General features: G+C 64.0%; 23 protein-coding genes, 1 tRNA gene and 1 pseudogene. 16 read left to right on the plus strand and 9 right to left on the minus strand.

What is annotated here, in order from left to right:
* Positions 1-113 precede the first annotated feature (113 nt).
* The 7 genes from P1U48_RS06285 to P1U48_RS06315 are packed head-to-tail and all read left to right on the plus strand — an operon-like array spanning position 114 to position 10,324.
* Positions 114-1,196 carry an ABC transporter permease gene (locus P1U48_RS06285; protein WP_301068087.1) on the plus strand — a complete coding sequence of 361 codons (1,083 nt, stop codon included), beginning with the start codon at positions 114-116 and terminating at the stop codon, positions 1,194-1,196.
* A 5-nt stretch (positions 1,197-1,201) separates the two neighbouring features.
* Positions 1,202-2,875 (plus strand): ABC transporter ATP-binding protein, encoded by a 1,674-nt coding sequence (locus P1U48_RS06290; RefSeq protein WP_301068088.1) that lies wholly within the window; start codon positions 1,202-1,204, stop codon positions 2,873-2,875.
* A gap of 55 nt (positions 2,876-2,930) precedes the next feature.
* Positions 2,931-5,366 carry a nitrite reductase large subunit NirB gene (gene nirB, locus P1U48_RS06295; RefSeq protein ID WP_301068089.1) on the plus strand — a complete coding sequence of 812 codons (2,436 nt, stop codon included), beginning with the start codon at positions 2,931-2,933 and terminating at the stop codon, positions 5,364-5,366.
* A complete protein-coding gene (gene nirD / locus P1U48_RS06300; protein WP_301068090.1) occupies positions 5,363-5,695 on the plus strand; it encodes a nitrite reductase small subunit NirD in 333 nt (110 codons plus the stop codon). The genes nirB and nirD overlap by 4 nt, the downstream gene beginning before the upstream one ends.
* Positions 5,695-8,325 (plus strand): nitrate reductase, encoded by a 2,631-nt coding sequence (locus P1U48_RS06305; protein WP_301068091.1) that lies wholly within the window; start codon positions 5,695-5,697, stop codon positions 8,323-8,325. Before nirD ends, P1U48_RS06305 begins: the two co-directional genes overlap by 1 nt.
* Positions 8,322-9,287: a glycosyl transferase family protein gene (locus P1U48_RS06310; protein WP_301068092.1), complete on the plus strand. Its 966-nt coding sequence runs from the start codon at positions 8,322-8,324 to the stop codon at positions 9,285-9,287. Before P1U48_RS06305 ends, P1U48_RS06310 begins: the two co-directional genes overlap by 4 nt.
* Positions 9,284-10,324, plus strand: coding sequence for an SAM-dependent methyltransferase (locus P1U48_RS06315; RefSeq protein ID WP_301068093.1), 1,041 nt, complete (start codon positions 9,284-9,286; stop codon positions 10,322-10,324). The genes P1U48_RS06310 and P1U48_RS06315 overlap by 4 nt, the downstream gene beginning before the upstream one ends.
* Here the strand turns inward: P1U48_RS06315 and P1U48_RS06320 are convergent.
* Both P1U48_RS06320 and P1U48_RS06325 read right to left on the minus strand, forming a co-directional pair.
* Positions 10,321-10,569: a hypothetical protein gene (locus P1U48_RS06320; RefSeq protein WP_301068094.1), complete on the minus strand. Its 249-nt coding sequence runs from the start codon at positions 10,567-10,569 to the stop codon at positions 10,321-10,323. The genes P1U48_RS06315 and P1U48_RS06320 overlap by 4 nt on opposite strands.
* A 9-nt stretch (positions 10,570-10,578) precedes the next feature.
* Positions 10,579-11,217 (minus strand): aminotransferase class I/II-fold pyridoxal phosphate-dependent enzyme, encoded by a 639-nt coding sequence (locus P1U48_RS06325; protein WP_301068095.1) that lies wholly within the window; start codon positions 11,215-11,217, stop codon positions 10,579-10,581.
* Between P1U48_RS06325 and P1U48_RS06330 the strand changes: the two genes are divergently transcribed.
* Positions 11,159-11,848, plus strand: a complete 690-nt coding sequence (locus P1U48_RS06330) for a CoA transferase (protein WP_301068096.1) — start codon at positions 11,159-11,161, stop codon at positions 11,846-11,848. The genes P1U48_RS06325 and P1U48_RS06330 overlap by 59 nt on opposite strands.
* 46 nt (positions 11,849-11,894) lie before the next feature.
* On the opposite strand, the gene P1U48_RS06335 is transcribed toward P1U48_RS06330, so the two are convergent.
* Positions 11,895-12,020, minus strand: coding sequence for a hypothetical protein (locus P1U48_RS06335; RefSeq protein WP_301068097.1), 126 nt, complete (start codon positions 12,018-12,020; stop codon positions 11,895-11,897).
* A 115-nt stretch (positions 12,021-12,135) separates the two neighbouring features.
* Between P1U48_RS06335 and P1U48_RS06340 the strand changes: the two genes are divergently transcribed.
* The 5 genes and pseudogenes from P1U48_RS06340 to P1U48_RS06360 all read left to right on the plus strand — a co-directional run bounded on the left by P1U48_RS06340 (position 12,136) and on the right by P1U48_RS06360 (position 15,227).
* Positions 12,136-12,366, plus strand: coding sequence for a hypothetical protein (locus P1U48_RS06340; RefSeq protein ID WP_301068098.1), 231 nt, complete (start codon positions 12,136-12,138; stop codon positions 12,364-12,366).
* Between the two features lie 24 nt (positions 12,367-12,390).
* Positions 12,391-12,939, plus strand: coding sequence for a cupin domain-containing protein (locus P1U48_RS06345; protein ID WP_301068099.1), 549 nt, complete (start codon positions 12,391-12,393; stop codon positions 12,937-12,939).
* A gap of 338 nt (positions 12,940-13,277) precedes the next feature.
* Positions 13,278-13,802: pseudogene (locus tag P1U48_RS06350) on the plus strand (IS5 family transposase); the annotation flags it as partial.
* Positions 13,799-14,308: a DUF3987 domain-containing protein gene (locus P1U48_RS06355; RefSeq protein WP_301068100.1), complete on the plus strand. Its 510-nt coding sequence runs from the start codon at positions 13,799-13,801 to the stop codon at positions 14,306-14,308. The pseudogene P1U48_RS06350 and the gene P1U48_RS06355, both read left to right, overlap by 4 nt.
* Positions 14,309-14,675: 367 nt before the next feature.
* A complete protein-coding gene (locus P1U48_RS06360; RefSeq protein WP_301068101.1) occupies positions 14,676-15,227 on the plus strand; it encodes a hypothetical protein in 552 nt (183 codons plus the stop codon).
* Between the two features lie 360 nt (positions 15,228-15,587).
* On the opposite strand, the gene P1U48_RS06365 is transcribed toward P1U48_RS06360, so the two are convergent.
* The 5 genes from P1U48_RS06365 to P1U48_RS06385 form a co-directional block, all read right to left on the minus strand.
* Positions 15,588-15,673, minus strand: a tRNA-Leu gene (locus P1U48_RS06365).
* Between the two features lie 100 nt (positions 15,674-15,773).
* Positions 15,774-16,562 carry a sterol desaturase family protein gene (locus tag P1U48_RS06370; RefSeq protein ID WP_301068102.1) on the minus strand — a complete coding sequence of 263 codons (789 nt, stop codon included), beginning with the start codon at positions 16,560-16,562 and terminating at the stop codon, positions 15,774-15,776.
* On the minus strand, positions 16,559-17,095 hold the full coding sequence (locus tag P1U48_RS06375; RefSeq protein WP_301068103.1) for a hypothetical protein: 537 nt from the start codon (positions 17,093-17,095) through the stop codon (positions 16,559-16,561). The genes P1U48_RS06370 and P1U48_RS06375 overlap by 4 nt, the downstream gene beginning before the upstream one ends.
* The gene (locus tag P1U48_RS06380) at positions 17,080-17,913 is read right to left on the minus strand and encodes an archaeosortase/exosortase family protein (protein WP_301068104.1); all 834 of its coding nucleotides are present in this window, start codon (positions 17,911-17,913) and stop codon (positions 17,080-17,082) included. Before P1U48_RS06380 ends, P1U48_RS06375 begins: the two co-directional genes overlap by 16 nt.
* 32 nt (positions 17,914-17,945) lie before the next feature.
* On the minus strand, positions 17,946-18,113 hold the full coding sequence (locus P1U48_RS06385; protein WP_301068105.1) for a hypothetical protein: 168 nt from the start codon (positions 18,111-18,113) through the stop codon (positions 17,946-17,948).
* Positions 18,114-18,315: 202 nt separating this feature from the next.
* Here P1U48_RS06385 and P1U48_RS06390 point away from each other — a divergent pair, with 202 nt between their 5' ends.
* The gene (locus tag P1U48_RS06390; protein WP_301068106.1) at positions 18,316-19,302 is read left to right on the plus strand and encodes a complex I NDUFA9 subunit family protein; all 987 of its coding nucleotides are present in this window, start codon (positions 18,316-18,318) and stop codon (positions 19,300-19,302) included.
* Between the two features lie 12 nt (positions 19,303-19,314).
* Here the strand turns inward: P1U48_RS06390 and P1U48_RS06395 are convergent, their stop codons facing one another.
* Positions 19,315-20,118, minus strand: a complete 804-nt coding sequence (locus P1U48_RS06395) for an undecaprenyl-diphosphate phosphatase (protein ID WP_301068107.1) — start codon at positions 20,116-20,118, stop codon at positions 19,315-19,317.
* Between the two features lie 228 nt (positions 20,119-20,346).
* On the opposite strand from P1U48_RS06395, the gene P1U48_RS06400 reads away from it, so the two are divergent.
* Positions 20,347-21,783, plus strand: a complete 1,437-nt coding sequence (locus tag P1U48_RS06400; RefSeq protein ID WP_301068108.1) for an NAD(P)-dependent oxidoreductase — start codon at positions 20,347-20,349, stop codon at positions 21,781-21,783.
* A 32-nt stretch (positions 21,784-21,815) separates the two neighbouring features.
* Positions 21,816-22,256, plus strand: coding sequence for a GFA family protein (locus P1U48_RS06405; RefSeq protein ID WP_301068109.1), 441 nt, complete (start codon positions 21,816-21,818; stop codon positions 22,254-22,256).

Consider the following 22,256-nt stretch of genomic DNA (forward strand, 5'->3'; position numbering starts at 1 on the left):
TCTCCCCCGCCGGGGAGAGGGAGCCGCCCAATTCAAGCGCGCCGCCCTTGCCCTCTCCTCTCGGGGAGAAGGTTGGGTGAGGGGCGCGCGCGACAGGTTACGGAGCAGAGATAATGACCACCGTCGATCCCGAATTCACCGGTGAGGCCGCCCGCGAGGCGCGCCGCGCCCGCCGCTTCACCCGCATCAACAAGGCGGATGCCTGGTTTCGGGTGCTGGGCCTGGCCTGGGTCACCCCGATCCTCAAGGCCGTCGCCGGGGACAATCCGCGGGCGCAGATGAAAGACATTTGGCGGCTGCTGGCGGTGCCGCTGATCGCGATTGGTGCGTTCCTGCTGATGTGGGGGATCTTGGCACCCAAGGTGCAGACCTCTCTGGGTGCGGTGCCAGGACCGGCCAAGGTCTGGGTCGAGGCGGTGAACCTGCACCAGGATGCGCAGGCCAAAGCGGTCAAGAAGGCCAAGTTCGATGCGATGGTCGACAAGCGCAATGAAAAGCTGATCGCGGCGGGCAAGGCGGATCAGGTCAAAAACGTCGCCTATACCGGCGCGCCGAGCTACTACGAACAGATATGGACCTCGATCAAGACGGTGTTCTTTGGCTTTCTGGTCGCCACCATCGTGGCGGTGCCGCTGGGGATCATGGCCGGGCTGTCGCCGACCGCAAATGCCGCGCTGAACCCGCTGATCCAGATCTTCAAACCGGTGTCGCCGCTGGCCTGGCTGCCGATCGTCACAATGATCGTCTCGGCGGTCTATGCGACCAACGACGGGCTGTTTTCCAAGAGCTTTCTGGTCTCGGCGATCACCGTCACGCTTTGTTCGCTCTGGCCGACCCTGATCAACACCGCGCTGGGCGTCGCCAGCATCGACAAGGATCTGATCAGCGTCTCGAAAGTGCTGAAAATGGGCATCTGGTCGAAGATCACCAAGCTGGTGCTGCCCTCGGCGCTGCCGCTGATCTTTACCGGGCTGCGGCTGTCCCTGGGCGTCGGCTGGATGGTGTTGATCGCCGCCGAGATGCTGGCGCAGAACCCAGGCCTGGGCAAATTCGTCTGGGACGAGTTCCAGAACGGATCGTCGTCGTCGCTGGCCAGGATCATGGTGGCGGTGTTCACCATCGGGATCATCGGCTTCTTGCTGGATCGGGTGATGCTCGCGCTGCAATCGCTCTTCACCTTTTCGAACAACAGGTGAGCGGGATGAGCATTCTGAAATTCGAAAATGTGTCCAAAGGGTTTGGCGCGGGTTTGAACCGGTCCGAGGTTCTGAAAGGGATTTCGCTGGACGTGACTGAGGGTGAATTTGTCGCCATCCTCGGGTTTTCCGGCAGCGGTAAATCGACCCTGATGAACCTGATTGCCGGTCTGGAAGCCCCCGACAAGGGACGCGTCACCTTTCGCGGCAAGCCGATCGAGGGGCCGGGGCCGGAGCGCGGGTTGGTGTTCCAGAGCTATTCGCTGATGCCCTGGCTGACGGTGCTGGGCAATGTGATGCTGGCCATCGACGCGGTGCACCCGAAGCTGTCCAGGGCGAAAAAAGCGGCCAAGGCGGATCATTACATCCAGATGGTCGGGCTCAGCCATGCCGCCAGCCGACGACCGGCGGAATTGTCCGGCGGCATGCGGCAAAGGGTGTCGGTGGCGCGGGCGCTGGCGATGGAGCCGGAGATGCTGCTGCTGGATGAGCCGCTCAGCGCTTTGGACGCGTTGACCCGGGCCAATCTGGCGGATGAGATCCTGGAGATCTGGGAGCAGGACAAGAAGACCTGCATCCTGATCACCAATGATGTCGACGAGGCGATCCTGCTGGCCGACCGGATCGTGCCGCTGAACCCGGATGGCACCCTGGGTGCGCCGGTCAAGGTATCGCTGCCGCGACCGCGCGACCGCAGCACGATGAACCACGATCCGGCGTTCAAGGCGCTGCGGGCACAGGTCACCACCTATCTGATGGATGTCGGAATCGAGGCCAAAGTCGAAGGCACCCGGCAATTGCCGACAATCAAACCGATGCATTCGATCCCGGCGGCGGTGGCCAAGACGCAGGAGGGGCTGATCGGCGAACGGTTTCTGACCTTCTCGGAAATTCACAAGATCTACCCGACGCCCAAGGGCCCGCTGACCGTGGTCGAGGATTTCAACCTCAAGCTCAATCGAGGCGAGTTTGTCTCGCTGATCGGTCATTCCGGCTGTGGCAAATCCACGGTTTTGACGATGGCCGCCGGGTTGAACGAGATCTCGAAAGGGGTGATCAAACTGGACGGTTATGTCGTCAAGGATGCCAATCCCGAACGGGCTGTGGTGTTCCAGTCGCCGAACCTGTTCCCCTGGCTCACCGCCAAAGAGAATGTCGCGATCGGAGTGGCCAAGGTCTATCCCAAGGCCAGCCAGGCTGAGCGTAAGGATGTGATCGAGTATTACCTGGAACGGGTCGGACTGGGTGACGCGATGGACCGCCCCGCCGTCGATATGTCGAACGGCATGAAACAGCGAGTCGGGATCGCGCGGGCCTTTGCCCTGTCGCCCAAGCTGCTGTTGCTCGACGAACCTTTTGGCATGCTCGACAGCCTGACCCGCTGGGAATTGCAGGAGGTGCTGATGGAGGTGTGGGACCACACCAAGGTCACCGCGATCTGCGTCACCCATGACGTGGACGAGGCGATCCTCCTGGCCGACCGGGTGGTGATGATGACCAACGGGCCGCAGGCCACCATCGGCAAGATCACCGAGGTCGACCTGCCGCGTCCGCGCAGCCGCAAGGCATTGCTCGAGCACCCGGATTACTACGCCTACCGGCAAGAGGTGCTCGATTTCCTCGAGGAATATGAACATGGGGCCAAGCCGAAACCGGCCAAGGCCATCGCGGCGGAGTGAGACAGATGACCAAGTTCGAAACCCAGGCGACCGATACCTTTTTGGAGGCCAAACAATGAAACAGAAACTGGTTGTCATCGGGGCCGGCATGGCCTCGGGTCGGGTGCTGGAACACTTGACCGATGATGCGCCCGAGGCGTTCGATATCACTCTGTTCAACGCCGAACCGCGCGGCAATTACAACCGGCTGATGCTGTCGCCGGTGCTGTCGGGCGAAAAGACCTATCAGGACATCATCACCCATGATGATGCCTGGTATGCCGCGCGCGGGGTGACCTGCCGGTTCGGCGAAAGCGTGGTGTCCATCGACCGCAAGAACAAGCAGGTCATCGGTCAGAATGGCGCGGTGGCCTATGACAAGCTGGTGATTGCCACCGGGTCGGCACCGTTCATCATTCCGGTGCCGGGTAAGGATTTGCCGGGGGTGGTGACCTATCGCGATCTGGATGACACCGACGCGATGGTTGCGGCGGCGGCCGGGGGCGGATCGGCGGTGGTGATCGGCGGCGGCTTGCTGGGGCTTGAGGCGGCAGCGGGGCTGGCGATGCGCGGCATGAAGGTGACGGTGCTGCATCTGATGGGCCATCTGATGGAGCGGCAGCTGGACGAGGCGGCGGGCTATCTGCTGCGCCGCGACCTTGAGGGGCGCGGCATCACCATCAAGACCCAGGCCGCGACCAAGGCGATCCTGGGCGAGGATCGGGTCGAAGCCGTGCTGCTGGAAAGCGGCGAGACCCTGGCCGCCGATCTGGTGGTGATGGCGGTGGGCATCCGGCCCGAAACCCGGGTTGCCACCGATGCCGCGCTTGAGGTGGCGCGCGGGGTCGAGGTGAATGCGCAGATGCAGACCTCGGACCCGGATGTCTATGCGGTGGGCGAATGCGTCGAGCTGGACGGACTGCTGTTTGGCCTGGTCGCTCCGCTCTATGAACAGGCGCGGGTGGTGGCCAATGGCTTGCTGGGCAAGCCGGATGTGTTCGTCGCCAAGGAATTGGCGACCAAGCTGAAGGTGACCGGCTGCGATCTGTTCAGCGCTGGCGATTTTGCCGAGGGGGAGGGGCGTGAGGATATCGTGTTCCGCGATCCGTCGCGCGGCATATACAAGCGGCTGGTGATCGAGGGTGACCGGCTGATCGGCGCGGTGATGTATGGCAATACCGCTGATGGCAACTGGTTCTTTGGCCTGATCAAGGACGGCACCGAGATCGACGAGATGCGCGACACGCTGATCTTTGGCCCGGCATTTCAGGGGGGCGATTCACTGGACCCTCTCTCAGCCGTTGCAGCATTGCCGCCTGAGGCGGAGATTTGCGGCTGCAACGGCGTATGCAAAGGCAAGATCGTCGAGGCCATCGCGGGCGGCGCCACCGACCTCGGCGCGGTGCGGGCCCAGACCAAGGCCAGCGGATCCTGCGGCACCTGCACCGGGCTGGTCGAGCAATTGTTGCAGGTGACGCTGGGCGATGACTTCCAGATGCCGACGGCGCAACCGATCTGTGGCTGCACCGATCTGACCCATGAGGACGTGCGCCGCCTGATCAAGTCGCAGGAGTTGAAGAGCCAGGCCGCCGTCTGGCAGGAACTGGGCTGGACCACGCCGAACGGGTGCCATGTCTGCCGTCCGGCGTTGAACTTCTATCTGCTGGCCGATTGGCCGCTGGAATACCTCGACGACCCGCAAAGCCGGTTCGTCAATGAACGCAAACACGCCAATATCCAGAAGGATGGCACATTCAGCGTGATGCCGCGAATGTGGGGCGGCATGACCACCCCGGACGAGCTGCGTGCGATTGCCGATGCGGCGGACAAATACAAGGTGCCGACCGTGCATGTCACCGGCGGCCAGCGGATCGACCTGCTGGGGGTCAAAGGTGAGGATCTGCCGGCGATCTGGGCCGATCTGAACCGCGCCGGGATGGTGTCGGGCCATGCCTATTCCAAGGGGCTGCGGACGGTGAAAACCTGTGTTGGCACCGATCATTGCCGATTTGCTACCCAGGACAGCACCGGCCTCGGCATCAAGTTGGAAAAACACCTCTGGGGGTCCTGGACGCCGCATAAGGTGAAGCTCGGCGTCTCCGGCTGCCCGCGCAATTGCGCCGAGGCGACCTGCAAGGATATCGGCGTGGTCTGCGTCGATTCCGGCTATCAGATCGGGGTTGCAGGCGCGGCGGGCATGGATCTGAAGGAAACCGAACGGCTGACCGAAGCCAAGAGCGAGGATGAGGCGATCGCGCTGATCACCGCCTTTATGCAACTCTACCGCGAAAACGCCAAATACCTCGACCGGCCCTATAAATGGGTCGCCAAGGTCGGTCTGGATTGGGTCAAGGAGCGGGTGGTGGACGACCTTGAGAGTCGCGCCGCGCTGGTCGACCGGTTCGAGATTTCGCAATCGATCTATCGCAAGGACCCCTGGGCCGAGCATGTGCAGAACCGGGCGCAGATCTATGCGCCGTTGGCCGATCTGACTTTGGAGGCCGCAGAATGAACTGGCTCGACATTGCCGCGATTGACGACATTCCGCTGCGCGGCGCCCGCGTGATCAAGACGCCGCTGGGCTGCGTCGCGCTGTTCCGCACCGCGATGGCCGAGGTCTTTGCGGTGTCCGACCGCTGCCCGCACAAGGGTGGGCCACTGTCCGAGGGCATCGTGCATGGCCAAAGGGTGACCTGCCCGCTGCACAATTGGGTGTTTGATCTGAACACCGGCCAGGCGCAGGGCGCCGATGAGGGCCAGATCGCCACCTATCCGGTGCGGGTTGAGGGCGGTCGGGTGCTGCTCGACACCGTCGCGCTGGGCAAGAAGAGTGCAGCGTGATGGACGGGTCGGCCCTGCCCGAAGTCCGCTCGACCTGCCCCTATTGCGGGGTTGGCTGCGGGGTGCTGCTGCGCGCCGATGCGGCGGGCGGCATCGCGGTGCGCGGCGACCCGGACCATCCGGCGAATTTCGGGCGGCTCTGTTCCAAGGGGGCGGCGCTGGGTGAAACTGTCGGGCTTGAGGGAAGGTTGCTGGCGCCGGTGGTGAACGGGGTCGAAACCGGTTGGGACAGGGCGCTGGATCTGGTGGCCGGCAAGTTCAGCGCGGCGATTGCCGAACACGGGCCGGACAGCGTGGCGTTCTATGTCTCGGGCCAGTTGCTGACCGAGGATTACTACGTCGCCAACAAGCTGATGAAAGGCTTCATCGGTTCGGCCAATATCGACACCAACTCGCGGCTTTGCATGGCGTCGTCGGTGGCCGGGCACAAACGCGCCTTTGGCAGCGACACGGTGCCCGGCACCTATGAGGATCTGGACGAGGCTGATCTGGTCGTGCTGGTCGGCTCCAACCTCGCCTGGTGTCATCCGGTGCTCTATCAGCGCATCCTGGCCGCGCGGGCCAAGCGCGGCACCAAGCTGGTGGTCATTGACCCGCGCCGCACCGCCAGCTGTGACGGCGCCGAGCTGCATCTGCCGATCCGACCCGGCGGTGATGTGGTGCTGTTCAACCGGCTGCTGGCCGAGATTGAGGCGCGCGACGCCACGGATGCGGATTTCCTGACCCATGTGAGCGGCGCCGAGGCCGCCTTTGCCGCCGCCCGGATGCAGGACACAGGGCCAACCGGGTTGAGCGAGGCGATGATCAGCGCCTTCGCCGATCTCTGGCTCTCCCATGACAGGGTGGTCACCATCTATTCGCAAGGGGTCAATCAATCCTCCGCCGGGTCGGACAAGGTGAATGCGATCCTGAATTGCCATCTCGCCACCGGGCGGATCGGCAAGCCCGGCTGCGGGCCGTTCTCGGTCACCGGGCAGCCCAATGCGATGGGCGGGCGCGAGGTTGGAGGGCTGGCCAATATGCTGGCTTGCCACCTGGATATCGAGAACCCGGATCACCGGATGGCGGTGGCGGAATTCTGGTCCGCCCCGACGATGCCGACCCAGCCGGGGCTGAAGGCAGTGGACATGTTCCGCGCGGTGGCGGACGGGCAGATCAAGGCGCTGTGGATCATCCACACCAACCCGGCGGTGACGATGCCCGATGCCGATGCGGTGCGCGATGCAATTGCCGCCTGCCCGTTCACCGTGGTCAGCGACATCACCGCCGAGACCGACACGGCGCGGCTGGCCGATGTGCTTTTGCCTGCCACGGCCTGGGGTGAAAAGGATGGCAGCGTCACCAATTCGGATCGCACCATCAGCCGCCAGCGGGCGGTGCGCCCGATGCCCGGTCAGGCGCGCCCGGATTGGCAAGCGCTGGCCGAGGTCGGGCAGCGGATGGGCTGGCACGCGGCGTTCGACTATGCCGGTCCGGCCGAGATTTTTCGCGACTATGCCGCGCTCAGCGGGATCGCCGCCGGCTTTGGCCGCGACTTTGACATCTCCGGGCTGAAGGACCTTGGCGAGGCGGATTACGCCGGGTTAGAGCCGTTTCGCTGGCCGCTCAGCGCCAGCCGCCAGGGCGGGCGGTTCTTTGGCGACGGCCGGTTCTTTCACCCGGATGGCAAGGCGCGGATGCTGGCGCTGGAACACCGCCCGCCGGTGGCGCGGACCGGGGCGAAATACCCGTTCCGCCTGAACACCGGCCGGATTCGCGACCAATGGCACACGATGACCCGCACCGGGCTGTCGCCACGCCTGTCGGCGCATCTGGCCGAGCCGTTCCTCGATATCCATCCCGCCGACGCGCGGGCGCAGGGGATTGCCGCCGCCAGCCTGATCCGGCTGCGCAGCCCCGAGGGCAGCGCCATCCTGCGCGCCCGGATCACCGATGAGGTGCAGAAGGGCGAGGTCTTTGCACCGATGCACTGGACCGGGGAAACCGCGCCTTCGGCGCGGATTGATGCGCTGATTGCAGGCGTAACAGACCCTGTTTCGGGTCAACCCGAGAGCAAGGCGGCGGTGGTCGCCTTGGCCCCATTTGCCGCCGCTTGGTATGGCTTCGCGGTGTCATCCGGCCCGATGCAGCCGCAGGCGGAATATTGGGCGCGGGCGCGCACCGGCACCGGATGGCGGGCGGAACTGGCGGGGCGCGATGCGGTGGAGGATTGGGAGGCCGAGGCGCGGCGCCTGTTCGCCTTGCCCGAGGCCGAGGTGCAATCGGTGGTCGATCGCGCCCGTGGCGCGGCGCGGCTGGCCTTTCATTCCGGCGGTCACTTGCTGGCGGCGCTTTATGTGTCGCGCGAACCGGTGCCGGTGATGCGCGAGTACCTGACCACCCTGCCGGGCGATACCGCAGGCGACGCGCTCACCGGGCGCAGCGCCGCCGACCGGCCCGATCCCGGCCCGATGGTCTGCGCCTGCCTTGGCGTTGGGCTGAACACCATTGTCGGCGCCATCGAGACCGAGGGGTTGATGAGCGTCGAGGCGATTGGCGCGGCGCTGGGCGCGGGCACCAATTGCGGCTCCTGTCGGTCTGAAATCGCCGAAGTGCTGGCCCGGGTGCGCCCGCGCGAGGCGGCGGAATGAGCCTGTCGCAGCACGTCGCCACCCTTGGGCGCGGCCCGGGCCGATCCCGGTCCCTGACCCTGGACGAGGCATGCGATGCGATGGCGCAGATGCTGACGGGCGATGCCGCACCGCAGGCGGTGGGCGCGATCCTGATGCTGCTCAGGATGAAGGGCGAAACCGCCGAGGAAATCGCCGGGTTCGTCCGCGCCGCGCAGGACAGTCTGCCCGAGGTGCCCCCTGTCGATCTGGACTGGCCGAGCTATGCGGCGGGGCGGACCCGGGGCCTGCCCTGGTTCCTGCTGTCGGCGCGGCTGTTGGCCGGGGCCGGTCATCGGGTGTTGTTGCATGGCTGGAATGGCCGGGTCGGATCGGTGCGCGCCGGGCTTGGTTCCGCGGGGATCCGGCAGGCGAAGGACATCGGCACGGCGGCGGATGTGCTGGCCAGCGACGGCATCACCTATCTGCCGCTGGAGCATCTGGCGACGGGCTTGTTCGCGCTGTTGCAGTTGCGCGATACCTTTGGTCTGCGCTCTTGCGTCAATACGGTGTGCCGGATGCTCAACCCCGGGCGGGCGGCGGCCAGCGTGCAGGGGGTGTTTCACCCCTCCTACCGGTTGTTACAGGCCGATGCCGCCGGGCTGCTGGGTTGGAGCAACCTGAGCGTCATCAAGGGCGGCGGCGGCGAGTTTGAGCGCCATCCGAGCAAGGTTATCGCCGGGTTCGGCCTGCGCGAGGGCGCGGCCTGGGAGGGCCGTTTCGCCGCCCTCCACCCCGAGACAAGGCGGCTGGACGATGGCGCCGAGGATCCGGCACGGTTGGCCGATCTCTGGACGGGGCGGATCGCCGATCCGTTTGCCGAGGCGATTGTGATCGGCACCGCCGCTGCGGCACTGGCGACGCTGGGGGTTGGAGATGCAGAGCAGCGCGCCGCCGATCTGTGGCGGGGCCGGGCGCGGTCGTCGGAAGGGGATCGGCGATGAAGAGTTTTCCGATGTTCATCCGCACCACCGACCGCCGGGTGGTGATCGTTGGTGGCGGCGAGCAGGCGGCGCAAAAGGCCCGGCTGATCCTGAAGACCGACGCGCAACTGCTGCTGGTCGCCGCAGTGCTGGACCCGGAGCTGGCGGCGCTGATCGCCGAGGGGCGGGCAGAGTGGCACCGCGATGCGATCACCCCGGCCCTGTTCGAGGGCGCGGTGATGGCCTTTATCGGCACCGGCTGCCCGGGGGCTGACGCCAGCATCCACGCGCTGGCCAAGGTGGCGCGCTGCCCGGTCAACGTGGTCGATCAGCCGGAGCTCTGTGATATCACCACCCCGTCGCTGGTTGATCGTGATCCGATCGTGGTGGCCATCGGCACCGAGGGGACGGCGCCGGTTCTGGCGCGGCAGATCAAGACCAGGGTTGAGGAGATCCTGGCGCCAAATATCGGCGGGCTGGCCGCCTTTGCCGGGCGGATGCGCGGCGCGGTGGCGGCGCAAGTGCCGCGCCCGCAGCGGCGCGCCTTCTGGCGCTGGGTGTTTTCGGATGCGCCGCGCGATGAATGGCTGCGCGGCGCGGAACGGGCGGCGGCGGGGCGGATCAAGACGGCGATCGCCGCGGGCCGGGCGCCGGATGCGAGCGGGCAGGGCTCGATCGCGCTGGTCAGGGCCGGGCCGGGCGCGCGCGACCTGTTGACCTTGCGGGCGGTGGCGCGCCTGCAAGAGGCGGATGTGATCTTTTACGACCGGGAGGTTGATCAGCAGGTGTTGGAATTGGCCCGCCGCGACGCCGAACGGGTCTGTCTGGGTCCGCTGGCGGGCGCCCAAACCTGGCCGCAACCGCAGATTGACGCCCGGATGGTGACAGAGGCGCGGAGGGGGCGCCGGGTGGTGCGGCTGATCCCTGGCGATCCGGGCATTGCTGGCGCGGATCTGAACGCGGCGCAGGCCGCCGGTGTTGCGGTCGAGATTGTGCCCGGTGTGGCCGCTGCCACGCCGATCAGGGGTCTGCCCGCGCCGCTTGCCCAAGTCGGTTAATCCGCTGCGCTGCCGCCATATCTTGAAAGCGCTAGGCCCAGCTGTGCGAGCAGGGTTTCGAATTCGCCGGAATCTGCGGCCGAGAGGTCGAGCGAAAAGCAATTCTCGAACACCGATTTCGATGAAAACACCCGCCCGGGCACCAGCAGCGGCCCCTTTTCGCCAGCCGCCCGGACGATTTCCAGCGCATTGCCATCCGAGGGCAGTCGAACCCAGCAAGTGTGGCCACCGTCAGGCCGCGACACCGCCGCGTTCTACGGCAGGATCTGGCTGAGTTCGACGAGTCCGCGCCGCATGTTGTGGCCAAGGGTCTCGCGATAGCGGCGCAACAGCCGGTCATAGCCGGGGGCCAGCACGAAATCCGCCACCGCCTCCTGGATCGGCACGCTGCCGGCGCGTTCCTCATAGAACAACCGGCTGACCATCATGTCCTGACGAAAGCGGTTGTTCACGATGAATGCGACTCCATAGGTCGCGCCCAGGGTCGGGCCGAAACTGCCGACTTGCATCACCAGATCCTGGGCATCGAAGCGGCGCATGCTGGGCACTGGTGCCGCACCATGGCCGAGTTCGCCAAAGATGTCGTTCTCGATGATTGGCACGCCGTGATAGGTGGCCAGGGCGACCATCCGCGCCTGCGCCTCTTCAGGATAGGTGACGCCAGACGGGTAGTGGTTGTTGGGCATCAGCAGGCAGGCATCGACCCGGGTGCTTTTCAGCGCGCGTTCGAATTCATCAACGTCAAGACCTGTGCGCGGATGCGAGGCCAGTTCCAGGGTCGAGATTCCGCGCCGGTGCAGCACTGGCATGATCGGAAAATAGCCGGGGGTTTCGATGATCACCTTGCTGCCCGGTCGGCAGATCGTATCAAGACAGGTCGACAATGCCGCCATTGCATTGGGGGCGATCACCACATGTTCGGGACGGGTCAGCACCCCGCGCAAGCGCTCCGGCGTCAATCTGTTTGGGCGGCATTACCCGGCCAGTATCTACAAGACCTCGGATGGCTGGCTGGGCGTATCGACGGTGACCCATGCGCAATGGACCGGCATGTGTCAGGCCTTTGGCCTTGGCGATATCGCCGAGGATCCGAAGGTCAAGACCCATGATGTCCGGTTGAAAAACGCTGCGCAGCTGGATGCGGCGCTGGAACCGGTGATCGCCACCAAGACCAGCGACGAATGGTTCTGGATCTGTAATCGGTTGAAGCTGCCGGTGGTGATCGTGCCGCGCATGGATCAGCTGTTGCAGCAGAAGGCGGCGCATTTCGGCATCGTCAACGAGGTGGTGCCGCGCGATCAGCTGATGGCCGAGGCGACCCGTTGGGCGGAAATGCTGCTGGAGATTCCGCCGATGTATACCAAGGCGATCAAGGTCGGGCATTACCGTGACATGCAACTGCGCTATTTGCAGAACGAATACGATTACGTCGATTACATCCACCCGCAAGAGGTCAGCGAGGACCGTCAGGAGGCGCTTGAGGCGTTTTTCGAGAAACGCAAACCGACCTTCCAGAATCGGTAAGGCTTGCCGGGTCGCCCGCGCTGGCGACCCGGCCCGACTGCTGGGATCAGGCGATCTTGCCATCCGGCGGCAACTCATGTTTCGAGCGGATTTCCGGCGGCATCCCTTGCACCCTATGTTTGGCGTGCCATTCAATCGTGGCGTTGCGCACCGATGCCGGTTGCGCGGTCATCCAGGGCGGTCATCCAGGATTGCACCCCGAACAGGGCGCTCCGTTCACACGGCTGGTGTTGGTCGGCGAAGCGGCGCATGCTTCGACACTGTTCTGGGCGCGGCGCGCATCAATAATGATCGAAGACGTGAACTTGTTGTCGCGTTTGCTGGCAGTTGGTGGTGAAATCGGCACGATCCCGAACAGATGGCAGGCCCGGCGCTCTCCGCGCTGCGCCTGTGTTCAGGAAGGCTCCAAAGCCACCGGTATGCGCGGTCATCCGCCCGGGCAGGCGGCGATGGACCAGGCACATGCGCATATCGGGGCGCATGTGCAACAGGATGCGATGCGCGCTTTGCTTGCTTGAGCGAGCCGATTTGAGGAAATGAGAATGGTTCAAAAACTTCCCCCCCTGCGCCGGGTTCTGACCGGCCATGACGCGAATGGGCAGAGTGTCATCGTAAGCGATGCGCCGTCTCCCAGCCCGCTGACGGTGCCAACGCGGCCCGGCTATATGGTGGCCAATGTTTGGCGCACTGGCGCTGCGCCCTCGGACGTCAATGCGCCGGATGACATTCTGGCGCACAAGGGCGTGCTGCCACCGGAGCGGGGCACTGTCATTCGGGTTATCGACTTTCCGCCCGAACCCGAGGATCCGGCCGAGATGAAGGCGATGCTCGATGCCACGTTCCGGGAGATCTACCCGGACGCCGATCATACCGGTGAGACCAAGGGCCATAGCGGCATGCACCGCACCCTGACGGTGGATTACGCCATCGTTTTGCACGGCGCGATCACCGCAGTCATGGACGAGGGCGAAACCGTGCTGACCGCTGGTGACATCCTGATTCAGCGCGGCACCAACCATGCCTGGTCCAATCGCTCGGGCGAAATCTGCCGGATCTGTTTCGTATTGATCGACGCCAGCGCCAGCGGCTGAGGCGGCGGGATCGCGGCCGCACTTCCCATTTCCAACGGGTGGCAAGATGCCAGACCAGAATCCGAACGAAGCCTGTGTCGGCGAGGTGCGCGACGCGCTCCTCCAGATCAACGTAGCTGAACCGCGACCCGCTCGTCTCGTCCGTCCCGCGCATCCTCACCCCCGTCGGTGCTGCCCAAAGGGTGAATCATGTTCTCAAAGCCCTGTCGAGGCAGGGCTCGTTCAGCAACCTGCTAAGGCATGTTGACAAAAGGGATTCACATTGCCGTGCAGGCATGATTCAAGCTGGTATCTGCGATGGAGACCAACCTGGCACGAGACCTTGTGCCGGACGAGGCATGGACGCCCTGAACCAGAGTGGGGCGGTGCCGGATGCCCTTCAAATGAGCTCCGTTATACGCGCGCACCATCAGGCAGGGGGGCCGCCGCGACAGGGTTTTGGCCGCTCAAGAGGTGGCTTCTCGACCAAGAGCCATCTCCGCGGCAACGCAGCAGCCCTGGCCATGAGGACCGAGATCACACCGGGCCGGACATCCGATGACCTGGGCTTCGATCTGGTCATGGCCGACAGCCTGCCCGCGCCAAGCGCCCTGTTGGCAGACAGAGGCTATGATGCTGACAGCATTCGCAAAAAGATGGAGGCGGGAAACCTGCTCACCCAAATACCAATGCGCAAATCACGCAAGATGCGCGCCGGTGTCGGTCACGCGCCGGATTCCTTGCGCAACTTGGTCGAGCGGTGCTTCAACACGCTCAAGAACGCACGCCGCGTCGCAACCCGCTACGACAAAACTGTCGAAAGTTTCCTGGGCTTCATAGGCAGCACCTCAATCCGCCTCTGGCTGCGCCTTTTGTCAACATGATCCAGTCAGGCGACGGGCACGCCACGCTATTCGGGCGGCGCTTGGCGGTGCATCTGATGGTGCAGCCCGCTGTCGCCCGCGCTTTCATGGCCGACCGCATGGCGGCGGAACAGGCGGCGCGCATCGCGGGCGTGCTGGCGCTGTGGCGCGACTTGGACGCCCCCGCCGTCACGGCGCAGGACATGGGCAACGGCATCGCGCTTGCGCAATTCTACTTGTCCGAGGCGGTGCGGATGGCCGACGCGGCGACGGTTAGCCAAGAAATCGACCGGGCCGAAGCCCTGCGGCATTGGCTGTTGGCAAGCTGGCCGCATTCCGAGGTGATGGCGCGCGACGTGGTGCGGCTTGGGCCGAACCCGCTTCGCGAAAGCCCCAAGGCCCGCGCTGCGCTGGGCATCTTGGAGCGGCACGGATGGCTTGCGCCACTGGACCACGGAACGGTGGTGCGCGGTGCCGCACGGGCAGAAGTGTGGCGCATCGTGAAAGGGGGCGGCGATGTGGTTTGATGTGCAAGCCGCGCTGGCCGAAATCGAGGGCGGGGACATACCCGCCCCCGAGGCTGGCCCCCCTGCGACTTCTGCGACATCTGCGACAAAGCCCGCCCGTGTCGCAATTGTCGCGGGTGTCGCAACGCCCCCGGCGCAGAATCGCGACCCCGATATGCCAGACGCCGCGCCCCGTGTCGCAAGAGACGCAGCCCCCGAGACCTTTTCTCATGGCCGATCCGTAGCGGGGCACCCTCGCACATGGACGGGCCGCATCGTGTCGCTGGATGCGTGGCGGCACCTTTCGGAATGGGAAAAGCACGGGCCGAACGGGCGGCACTGGTGCGGCATCGCGAGAAGCTGGATTGAACCGAAAGGCGAATGAGACATGGAAAACGAACCTGAGAAAACCCGAGGACAGGTCGCAATGGTGGAAAATCAGAACCCGCCCCGCGTTGCGCTCGACTGGAAAGAGGATGACACGCTCGACATTCAGCCCAGCGGCTCTTGGGGTCGGATACTGAAGGCCTCGGGAAATCAGAGCGTGACCGCCGGTCTAATCTGGCGAACGTCCCTGCTGGGGTCGAAAGGAAAGCAGGTTGATGCCGACTCAACGGATTTCGCGTTGGGATTCGTGGATGCGATGCAACCAGGGGACGCAGCCGAGACGCTTCTTTTGTCGCAGATGGCCGCGACACACATGGCGGTGATGATGCTGGCGCGGCAACTGAACCACGTCGATACCATCGCGCAGAAGGATTGCGCCGAAAAAGCATTGAACAAGACCGCTCGCACTTTCGCGGCGCAGATGGATACGCTGAAACGGTATCGCTCAAAGGGTCAACAGACGGTGCGCGTTGAACGTGTCACGGTGAACGAAGGCGGGCAGGCGATTGTTGGCGATGTGCAGCACGGGGGGCGGGGCGATGGCGAAAGTTGACGCTGACCCCTTGCACGCGGCGAACACTGCGCCCAGATGCACTGCAAAATCAAAGCGCACTGCCCAACCCTGCCGAAACCCAGCCGTGCGCGGTTGGACCGTATGTCGGATGCACGGCGCACATGGTGGCGCTCGACCGGGGCAGCGAATCCCAACTGGAAGCATGGAGCGCGAAGCGGTGAAGTGGTGGCGCTGTGAAAATTGGTCAATGCGCTGGGCCGTGAATTGCGCGAGTTGGCCGACGAGATGAACCCGCTCAACCGGCAAGACAACAAATCCCCTAGGGTGGATAATTAGGGGGATATAGCAAAGGTCACTTAACCATTTTTCCAATAGAATCAATATGTTATCGGGTAAATATGGTGCCCAGGAGAGGACTCGAACCTCCACGGCCTTGCGGCCACTGGCACCTGAAGCCAGCGCGTCTACCATTCCGCCACCTGGGCAGGTGTCGTGAGCCGTGCGTTTAGTATTGCCCCGCCTGCGTGTCAACGGGATTCATCACCGTAGGCCCTTGTTTTTCGCACCGTTGGACGCCGCCGCGCCTCAGCTGAACGGGCCGCCCCGGAAGGGGGCTTTCAGAAGGTCATGCAGGTTGTTGGCGCGATCTTCTGGGAATTGCCTCAGCCCGTATCGAAATACCTTGGGATCGCGCAAAGGTTCGGCCCGATAAGTGCCGAACAGCCGGTCCCAGATCGCCAGATCATGCCCGTAATTGCTGTCGGTTTCCGCCGTCTGGTCGGAATGGTGAATGTGATGCAGGGCCGGGGTCATCACAAAGGGGCGGATCTTTCGGTCGAGCGCGTCCGGAATCCGCAGCGCAGTGTGGTGGGAGAGATCGATGATCAGCACGGCGGCGGCGTAAAACATCACCGTGCCCGGATGCAGTCCCAGGCCGGCGGCCATCGCGGCGTTGACGATGGTCAGCGCCACATGAATCACCGGATGCACCCGATAGGTGGTGGTCACATCCAACGCCTTGTCGCTGTGATGGATCTTGTGAAAGCGCCAGAGCAGTGGGATTTTGTGCGATGCCAGATGTACCAGATAATCCCAGAGACTGAGCAACACAAAGCTGAGACCGGCCAGAACCACAGTGCCGGGGTCGAGCAGGTTCAGCAGGCCGAAATCATGCCGCTGCGCCCAATCCGCCGCGACAAAGGCACCCAGCGGGATCGCCGCGGCCAGTCCCGAAGATATTGCGATCAGGGCGATATTGGCGGGCCAGCGGCGTTTGGCCGACCCACGCTGACCGGCCCGGTTTTCCGCCAGCTCGACCGCCGCAATCAGGGCCAGGAAAACCAACCAGTACGAGGTGATAAGCGCCAGGATCATGTCGCATCCGCAGCGCTGTCGGACGGCTCTGTTCTCCAGATCGCGGCCCAATCGGCAACCGGCTCGTCGCAATGCGATGGCCAGATCCGCACCAGTTGAAACGAGGTGCTGATTTCATCCCGGATCCCGAGGAGGGGCAACAGCCAATGCTTGATCCTGAGATAGGTCAGGCGCGGGCGTGCCGCGGTTTCATAGGAAAACCCGTGGAATTGAAAACTGTGGCTTTCACCGTCGCCGTGGTGATCGGTGGCAAAGGCCTCGGACACCCAGCCGACCGAAAATTCAATCGCCTTCATCGCGCCGTCACAAAGCGGGCCTCGGAATGTGTAGCCGATCAGCTGGTTGTTGACGTCCGGGTCGCGGATCTCTTCCTCGATGTCGAATCCCTGCGCGCTGAGCGCACGCCACAGGCCGGGCATCAGCGTGTCGACGGACTTTGCCGCAGCATGGTCGCTGCGCGCCTCATAGCGCGCATAGCCCGAGGTGGCGGCGAACAGCGCCACCAGCCCCCACCAGATCAGGCCGCGCGCCATATCCGCCCCCTCAGGATCACCGCGTAGAGGCAGACCAGCCCGATCAGAAGGAACTGCACGACGGCAAAGATCAGCGACCCGGATCCATGATGCCAGAATTCATAGGCAGCCCAGTTCGGCACCATCAGCCCCAGCCGGATGGCGTTGGCGAATATCAGGGCCAGCATCAGGATCAGGATCGGGCCAAGGTCACGCCAGTTCATCGGTGAGCGAAAGAACGCCTTGAAGCAGCTGTAGCCGAGAAAGGCAAAGCTGAGGTTGCTGAACACCGAACAGGCGCCGATCAGTTGCAGCCGAACGCCGTCCACTGCCGTCAGCCGGGTGCCTTCGGCGATGACATCGAGACCGATCAGGCGATTCAAGGCGGCGGCGAATTGCGCCTCGCCGATCAGAAAAAGGTCCTTGAACAGGTGAAACAGCATCGGCGCAAAGAAGCCGTTGATCGACAGCGCAAGGGCGACCAGCCCAATGAATCGATCATCCGCACCGTGACCGAACCGTGAGAAATAGAACAGCGCCACCGGCAGCAGGACCAGCGGCACATCATGGCCCGACCCGCCAAAGCCACCAATCCAGAGCGCAAGGCCGGTGATTGCGAATAAAAAGTAATCTGCCGAGGTCGCTTGCCGCCGGTCACTGGTGTCGGTCAGCAGGTGAAACACTGTCAGGAAGGCCGCCAGGCCGAACAGGTTCGACCGGGCAAGCTCATAAATCCAGTCATGGATCGGGCTGACCGACAGCCGCGCCAACAGGCTGTGGCATCCCAGCAGGATCCACAGGCCGATATGAACCTGGTTGCGCGGCAGGTAAAATCTCATCCGGGGCAGGCGCGTTAGGCGCGGTGTTCGGATTATTTGTTGCGCCGAAGAATCCGGTACCCGACATAGCCGACTGCGGCGACGGCCAGGCCAACCGGGCCAGTCACGCCGGCGATCGGCAGCGGCACGGGTGCGCCCGCCAAGGCCGGGGTGACGAGGGTTGTCAGGAATCCGGCGGTCAGGACGGTGATGTTACGCATGGGGAGCCCTCCAAAAATTTGTTGTGTTCAATAAGGTTAGTTCTGTGACCGGGGGCCGTCAAAGGCTTGTTTGTGGCGTATGCCTTTCCCGCCTCCATGACGGCAATCTACCAAAACCGTCCCGTCTGCGACCCCCAAACGGCTTGCCGTGGGCGCGGTGGGAGGCTAGGAAAACAGCAATGCGGATGCCGGAGTGCGAGAAATGTCCAAGCTAGTCACAATTTTCGGCGGATCGGGCTTTGTTGGCCGCTATATCGCGCGGCGGCTGGCCAAGGATGGTTGGCGGGTGCGGGTGGCGGTGCGTCGCCCGAACGAGGCGATGTTCGTGCGCACCTATGGTGTGGTCGGTCAGGTCGAGCCGGTGTTCTGCAACATCCGCGACGATCAATCGGTGCGCGACGTGACCCATGGCGCCGATGCGGTGATCAATTGCGTCGGCACCTTCGATGCCCGCGGCAAGAACAATTTCGATGCCATCCAGGCCGAAGGCGCGACCCGGATCGCGATGATCGCCGCTGAGCTGGGCGTCGCGCGGATGGTCCATATCTCGGCGATTGGCGCCGATCCCGACGCCAACAGCGCCTATTCCCGCACCAAGGCCGAAGGCGAGGCCGGGGTGTTGAAACACATGCCCGGCGCGATGATCCTGCGCCCCTCAGTGGTTTTCGGTGCCGAGGATCAGTTTTTCAACCGCTTCGCGGCGATGGCGCGGACGATGCCGGTGCTGCCGCTGTTCGGTGGCGGCACGCTGTTTCAGCCGGTCTTTGTTGATGATGTTGCCGCTGCGGCTCAGATCGGCGCCAACGGCGGCGCGGCGGGCGGTGTCTATGAGCTCGGCGGCCCGGATGTCGACAGCCTGCGCGGGTTGGTTCAGCAAATGCTTGGTGTCATTCAACGCCGCCGCCTGATCGTCAACAACCCGCTGTGGACCGGACGGATTCTGGCCGCGCTCCTCGATTTCACCCAGCTTGTCACCTTGGGGTTGGTGTCCAACACCACCCTGACCCGGGATCAGGTGAAACAATTGGCGGTCGACAATGTCGTCAGCGATGGGGCCAAGGGGTTTGCCGACCTCGGCATTGATCCGATCGCGACCGAGGCGGTTCTGCCCGATTACCTCTGGCCCTATCGCCCGTCGGGCCAATATGCGGCGATCAAGGATTCGGCCAGGGGCCTGCGGGCGCATTAGCCACGCAGGCGCTTAGGAATAAGCCCAGACCAGCAGCCCGATTCCCAGGATCACCCGGTAGATCACATAGGGCGTATAGCTGACGCTGCGCAGCAGCCGCATCATCAGCGACAGCGCGGCGAGGGCGGCAACAAAGCTGAGCCCGGCGGCAATGGCGCCATCGCGGGCAGCGGCCATATCGGCGGTCGCGACGACCTCGATCGACAGATAGGCGCCGCTGGCTATGATCGTCGGGATCGACATCAGCATCGACAGCTTGGCCGCGTCGCGGCGGGTGTAGCCCAGGAACAGCGCGCTGGTGATCGTCGCCCCGGATCGCGAGGTGCCGGGGATCAGCGCCACCGCCTGCCACAGGCCCATGATCACGGCATGGCGCAGTGACCATTCCGGCGCGGACAATGTGGCGCGCGGCGCTCGATCTGCCCACCACAGCACCAGGCCAAAGCCCAGCATCGTCCAGCCAATTACCTTGGCCGAGCGCATCGCCTCGTCCAGCCCGGTGAGTTTCAGCGCCAGACCGAACAGGATCACCGGCACCGTCGCCACAACCAGCAGAAACGCCAGTCGTGCCCCGGGCCGGTCGAGTCGCCCGCGCAGCATATCGGGAATCCCGGCAAGGCCTTCGCGCACGTCGCTCCAGAAATAGAGGATGACGGCGCCGAGCGTGCCGATATGCACCGCCACGTCGATCGCCTGCCCCTGATCCTGGGCGCCGGTGATCTGCGGGAAGAGTATCAAATGGGCAGATGAGGAAATCGGCAGGAATTCGGTCACGCCTTGAATGACCGCGAGAAGGAAAAGATGTAGTAAGGACATGGTGATACTGGCTCCGACTCGGGTCGGCCTTTCCCTACACCCCGGCCAGATCGGGGGGAAGACGCGAGATAGGGCGCGGTTGCTGACCTAAATCCGTATCTCATTCAGCGAAAGCGATCCGCCGGGATCAGATTATTCTTCATATAGGTCACTGAAACTGACTTTCATTTAGGCCTGCGATCTCGTAAAGAGGCGCAACGACCGGAATCCCGACAGAAAGGCAGTGCCTTGGCCAAGCAACCGATGCTCAAATTCGTGACCGTTAGCCGCGACATGCCGACAAAGCGTGCCGCCGAAGAGCGGAGTCACGATTTCGCAGAGATCTATGCCGACTATGCCGCAGCCAAAGCTGCCGAGCAGGCGGCGCGCTGCAGCCAATGCGGTGTGCCCTATTGCCAGTCGCATTGTCCGCTGCACAACAACATCCCCGACTGGCTGAACCTGACCGCCACAAACCGGTTGGAAGAGGCCTACCAGGTCAGCCAATCGACCAATACTTTCCCCGAGATCTGTGGCCGTATCTGCCCGCAGGACCGGCTGTGCGAGGGCAATTGCGTCATTGAACAGGCCGGGCATGGCACCGTCACCATCGGTGCGGTCGAGAAATACATCACCGACACCGCTTGGGAGCAGGGCTGGGTGAAACCGATCGCGCCACCGGTCGAGCGGGATCAATCGGTCGGCATCATCGGTGCCGGGCCGGGCGGGCTGGCGGCTGCGGATATGCTGCGCCGGGCCGGGGTGCAGGTGACTGTCTATGACCGCAATGACCGTGCCGGCGGGCTGATGACCTACGGGATTCCTGGCTTCAAGCTGGAAAAAGAGGTGGTAATGCGCCGGATCGACCAGTTGGAGCAATCCGGCGTCGAATTCGTGATGAATTGCGCCGTTGGCGAGGATCTCAGCTTTGACGCGATCCGTGGCAAGCACGATGCGGTGCTCATCGCCACCGGCGTCTATAAATCGCGCGATCTGGGCGGGCCGGGCTCCGGTGCCCAGGGCATCGTCAAGGCGATTGACTATCTGACCGCTTCCAACCGGGTCGCGAATTTCGGCGATAGGGTCGCGGAATTCGAGAGCGGCGAGTTGAATGCCAGCGGCAAGCGTGTGGTGGTGATCGGCGGTGGTGACACTGCCATGGATTGCCTGCGCACCGCGATCCGCCAGGGCGCGCTGAGCGTAAAGTGCCTCTACCGTCGTGACCGCGCCAATATGCCCGGTTCGCAGCGCGAGGTCGCCAATGCCGAGGAAGAGGGCGTCGATTTCGTCTGGCTTTCGGCCCCGGTCGCGTTTTCCGGCGACCCGGTCAGCGGCGTCACGGTGCAGAAAATGCGCCTCGGTGCCCCGGATGTGTCGGGCCGTCAGGCGCCCGAGGTGATCGAGGGATCGGGCTATGTCGAGGACGCCGATCTGGTGATCAAGGCGCTGGGATTCGAACCCGAAGACCTGCCGCTTCTTTGGGGCTACGACGGGCTGGAAGTGACCCGCTGGGGCACCATCCGCGCCGAATACGGCAGCGGCAAGACCAACCTCGACGGGGTCTATGCGGTCGGCGATATCGTCCGCGGGGCCAGCCTGGTGGTCTGGGCGATCCGCGATGGCCGCGACAGCGCCGAGGCGATCCTCGGCTATCTCGACGGCACGGCGGCGATTGCGGCGCAATAGGGTCTGATTGACAGACAAGGGCGGAGGCCGAGATGAACGAACGACAAGGCGGCTGCATGTGCGGCGCGGTGCGGTTCACAGCAACCGACGTGCCTGGGGAATTTGGCGCCTGCCATTGCGAGATGTGTCGCCGCTGGACCGGCTCGGCCTTCCTTGGCATCACTGTGCCACGGGCGTCGGTGACCTGGCAGGGCGAGGCGCAGATCCGCACTTTGCAAAGCTCAGACTGGGCCGAACGCGCCTGGTGTGGGCGCTGCGGCACCGGGCTTTATTATCACATCACCGCCGACGGCCCGATGGCGGCGAATTACGAGATCCCGGTGGGGATCCTTGACGACGCCAATGGCCTGACGATGCGCAGCGAAATCTATATCGACCAAAAACCGGACAGCTTTGCCTATGCCGGGGAACATCAGCTGATGACCCGTGCCGAGGTTCTGGCGAAATACGGCATCTCTTTGGATGGAGAATGA

The organism is Pseudooceanicola sp. (genome assembly GCF_029213205.1).
GTDB lineage: Bacteria > Pseudomonadota > Alphaproteobacteria > Rhodobacterales > Rhodobacteraceae > Pseudooceanicola.